Source organism: Salinicola sp. (assembly GCF_982684285.1).
Map to the genome: position 1 here is coordinate 1 of NZ_CEXLVS010000143.1, position 4,111 is coordinate 4,111.

4 protein-coding genes are annotated in these 4,111 nt (G+C 65.3%); 1 reads left to right on the plus strand and 3 read right to left on the minus strand.

Translation table 11 applies throughout. The features are described 5' to 3' along the window. Together AC3AYF_RS13050 and AC3AYF_RS13055 are read right to left on the minus strand one after the other, a co-directional pair. Positions 1 to 177, minus strand: a 177-nt coding sequence (locus AC3AYF_RS13050; RefSeq protein WP_487779827.1) for a Rho termination factor N-terminal domain-containing protein, incomplete at its 3' end; no start/stop codon positions are given. Positions 178 to 611: 434 nt separating this feature from the next. Further along, the gene (locus AC3AYF_RS13055; RefSeq protein ID WP_295038102.1) at positions 612 to 944 is read right to left on the minus strand and encodes a thioredoxin family protein; all 333 of its coding nucleotides are present in this window, start codon (positions 942 to 944) and stop codon (positions 612 to 614) included. 190 nt (positions 945 to 1,134) lie between these two features. Between AC3AYF_RS13055 and AC3AYF_RS13060 the strand changes: the two genes are divergently transcribed. After that, positions 1,135 to 2,643: a Ppx/GppA phosphatase family protein gene (locus tag AC3AYF_RS13060; RefSeq protein ID WP_487779825.1), complete on the plus strand. Its 1,509-nt coding sequence runs from the start codon at positions 1,135 to 1,137 to the stop codon at positions 2,641 to 2,643. Between the two features lie 13 nt (positions 2,644 to 2,656). Here the strand turns inward: AC3AYF_RS13060 and tilS are convergent, their stop codons facing one another. Further along, positions 2,657 to 3,964 (minus strand): tRNA lysidine(34) synthetase TilS, encoded by a 1,308-nt coding sequence (gene tilS / locus AC3AYF_RS13065; RefSeq protein ID WP_295038096.1) that lies wholly within the window; start codon positions 3,962 to 3,964, stop codon positions 2,657 to 2,659. Between the last annotated feature and the right edge of the window lie 147 nt (positions 3,965 to 4,111).

Consider the following 4,111-nt stretch of genomic DNA (forward strand, 5'->3'; position numbering starts at 1 on the left):
CTGCAGAATCTCCAGGACGCCATCGCCGTAGATGTCCTCGCCGCTCTTCGCATGCTTTTTCAGGATGGCGAAGATGATGTCCTGCTTGCGTGAGCGCGCCAGATTGTCGATGCCCATCTCTCGGGCGATATCCAGCAGTTCAGGAACGGATTTTTGCTTGAGTTCGGTTAGATTCATGAGTTCGGTCAGAGAGGGCTCGTGTCGCAGGCAATGACTTTTGCCGAGATAGAAAAGAAGGACAAGAGGCGGTCAGTTCAAACGCCGCGCGGCGCGTTCAGTCGTCCCAGAAGCCAGGCGCTTCGCATGGTCTATTGGCCCTGCCATCAACGCAGGTCGGGATGCCGACTTGGCGTGTGGTGAAGGTGCCGGGAGAGCGATTCGATTCGCCTGCAATCTCGCGGAAAGAGTCATCCGAAAGAGTTGTCGCTATCCAAAAATCGGCGTTGGCCGAGAATCGGTACTGGGATTGACTGACGACTTGGGGGACCGCGACGCGGTCGAGAAGCATTCGGAACAGGCGAACGTCCAGATGGTAGACAAGCTATCTTCCGAAAGCAAGTCACGATATGGAGATATTGAACCATGAGGTCAAGTCTCCGCAAGGCCAACGCCTAATGACGCGTACACTCCTCGCCCAGCTGCAACAATTGCTGTTCCGACAATGCCCCGACTCGTGTCAGCCGAGGCTCCCCGTCGACGAACAGAATCATCGTGGGCGTTCCCTTGACCCCGTAACGTTCGGCCAGCGTCGGCTCGCGGTCCACATCCACCACGCCCACCGGCACACCGCGGATCGACTCGTGCGAAATCGAGGAGAGCCGGGACAACAGCGTTTCGCAGGGCTGACACCAGTCGGCGACGAAGATCGCCAGCCAGGGCGATTCCCGCGTTTCACGCTGCTGCTCGAAAGTCTCGCTGTTCAGATGATGCCGCGGTGGCTGCATGAGCATCCGTCTCGATCGTGAAGGTGACCTCGTCGTGCAGCATGCCTGCCACCCCGACGATTGACAAGGCCACGCCCCCACCGCAATCTTGAGCCACCCGACGCAGGGTCTCGGATGCCAGGGACGACGCGGCGTCGGCGTTGTCCTGTGGACATCCATCTTTCACGCCAGCCTTCGAGGACGCCACGCCATGAGCGGGAAGTCGACCGCCAAAGACGCGACGCGCCGTCTGGCCGCCATCGATCTCGGTTCCAACAGTTTTCATCTGCTGGTGGCCAACTATCAGGACAGTCAGCTGCAGGTCGTCGCCAAGATGGGCGAGAAAGTCCAGCTCGCAGCCGGACTGGACGACCAGGAGAACTTCACCGACGCGGCCATGGATCGGGCAATGGCGTGCCTGGAACGCTTTGCGCCTTTCGTTGCCGGCGTCGCTGCCGCCGATCTGCGCATCGTCGGCACCAATGCGCTCCGCTCGGCGCGTAATGCGCGCGTGCTGATCGATCGTGCCGAGGCCATGATCGGCCATCCGATCGAGATCATCGGCGGTCGCGAAGAAGCCCGCCTGATCTACCTGGGGGCCGCCCATGCGCTGGCCGAGGTCCACGGCCGACGCCTGATCGTCGATATCGGCGGCGGGTCCACCGAGTTCATCATCGGCGAGGATTTCGCACCGCAGGCGCTGGAGAGCCTTCATATGGGCTGTGTCGCCTATACCGGCGCGTTCTTCGCCAATGGAGAGCTCAGCGAGAAGCGTTTCCGCCGCGCCGAGATGGCCGCGCTGTCCGAACTGGCCAATATCCAGCGCCAGTACTGCCGGCTGGGATGGCAGGACCCGATCGGCTCCAGCGGCACGATCAAGGCGGTGGCGGCCGTGATCGGTGCACGGGGAGACGGCGACGCCACGCTGATCGAACGCGACGCGCTGATGAAGCTGCGCAAAAGGCTGGTCGGCTTCGGACAACTGGACAAGGTCGCCATGGAAGGCCTCAAGGAGGACCGGGCACGCGTGTTCCCGGCTGGGGTCGCCATCCTCTGCGCGGTGTTCGAGGCCTTCGATCTCCAGCGCATGCGCTACTCCGACGGCGCGCTGCGTGAAGGCGTGCTGTTCGACCTGATCGGCCGCAACACCCCGGAGGACTCCCGCCGTCACAGCGTGGAACTGCTGATGCGGCGCTACAGCGTCGAGGCGTCCCATGCCGATCATGTGACGCAGACGGCCATGGTCGCTTTCGACCAGGTGAGCGAGTCCTGGGCCCTCGGCGAGGAACAGCGGCTATTCCTGGTCTGGGCGGCTCAGTTGCACGAGATCGGACTGGCGATCTCCCACAGCCAGTTCCATCGCCACGGCGCCTACCTCATCGAGTACTCCGACCTGACCGGTTTCTCGCGTCCCGAGCAGCAGGCGCTGGCCTTCCTGGTACGCGCGCATCGGCGCAAGTTTGCCCAGCGGGAGCTGGAGGCGCTGCCCGGAGCCATACAGCCGACCTACTGTCGGCTGGCCCGCCTGCTGCGCCTGGCAGTGATGCTCAATCATCCGCGTCCGGAGCAGGCGCCGGTCGATTTCCGGCTGACCTGCAACGGTGACGATCTGCACCTCTCGCTGCCGGAGATCAGCTTTCAGGCGCTACTGCTCAACGACCTCGAACAGGAAGCCGATTATCAGAAGGCCGCGGGCCTGGCGCTGACTTACGACGTGTGAACGCGACGCCACTTCAGGCGTCGTCTTCAAAGCGTGCATCCTCCATCGGGCGAGTCGGCAGCGCCGTCTGTCGCCACCCTTCCGCCGTCAGCACACCCAGCACGGCGACGAGTTCCCCGCCTTGCCACACCAGCGGTAGCCGATCGCGCTGCCAGGGTGGAATGCCGGCCTCCTGGAACAGCCGCTTGATATCCCGCGCGCCCCTGCCAGCCAGGCGCATGGTCTCGCCGCCCCGTCGCAGGCCGACTCGCAACATCGGCCTGGCGGCGTCATGCGACGAGGATCGCAGCTCCCATGAATGACGCCCCCAGGGCGTCTCGAGCGGACCCTGTCCATCCCAGAACCGCTGCCAGTCGAGATCGATCGCCGCCAGCGGCGCCATCAGAAACAGATGATGGCGCCAGATTCGCGCCTCGCCCCCTGCCCAGGCGATAGCGGGCAACCGGTCCCCACCGGCTACGCTCACCTGGCGCTCGAGCTCGGTCAGGCGTTTGGCCGGCGGGGCGGGCAGCCCTTGACGTTGAAGTGCATGGCGCACCAGCAGGCGCAGGCGGGACGGGCGCAACGTGCGCAGTGTCGTCAACGGCAGGCGCTCCGGGTCGCCACCGGCGCGGGCGAGATCGATCTCCGCCAGCTCTCCCAGTAGTTCGTCGGCTTCCTGCAGATGCGCGACGCTGCGCCCCACGGCGTCGGCAGCCCGCGGCCAGCGCTCGGCCAGCCGCGGCACTACCCGGTGACGCAGGAAGTTGCGGTCGTGCCGGAGATGGTGGTTGGAGGGGTCCTCGCACCAGGCGATGCCCCGCTGCCGGGCCTCCTGCGCGAGATCGGACCGGGGCAGCGCCAACCAGGGACGCTCGATTCGGAGCCCCCGCCACTGCCGCGTCGCGGGCATGCCCGCCAGACCTCGCACGCCGCTGCCCCGCAGCGCCGCCAACAGGAACGTCTCGGCCTGGTCGTCAGCGTGCTGCGCCAGCCACAGACGGTCGCCGGCAGAGAGCGTTTCGGCGAAGGCCCGGTAGCGGGCTTCCCGGGCCGCGGCCTCGAGCCCCCGCCCCGCCGGCTCTACCTCGACATGGGCCACGCTCAACGGCACTGCCAGCGCCTGGCACAGCTCCCGACAGTGCAGCTCGAAATCGCCCGCCGCCGCCTGCAGCCCGTGGTTGACGTGGATCGCCCGCAGCGCGATGCCGCGCCGCCGTGCCAGTGGGGCCACCATGTGCAACAGCAGCGAGGAATCGAGTCCACCGGAGAGCGCCACCCAGACGACACACCCCGGCACATGATCCGCCAGGGCGTCATCGACAAATCGTTGTAGCGTCATATTTCAACTCCTCCTGGGCGCAGGAAGAGAGGCTTCGAGGACGACCAGATCAGCCCACAAACTAGAGTGACTGCGCGAGCGGCACTCAGACAAGGCGAGCCCGAGCGAGGATGCGCAGTGTAGTTCGCTACATGAGCAGTCCGAGCG

Coding starts and splice junctions, on each gene's coding strand:
- AC3AYF_RS13060 (WP_487779825.1), top strand. CDS start 1,135: ATGAGCGGGAAGTCGACCGCCAAAGACGCGACGCGCCGTCTGGCCGCC.
- tilS (WP_295038096.1), bottom strand. CDS start 3,964: ATGACGCTACAACGATTTGTCGATGACGCCCTGGCGGATCATGTGCCG.
- AC3AYF_RS13055 (WP_295038102.1), bottom strand. CDS start 944: ATGCAGCCACCGCGGCATCATCTGAACAGCGAGACTTTCGAGCAGCAG.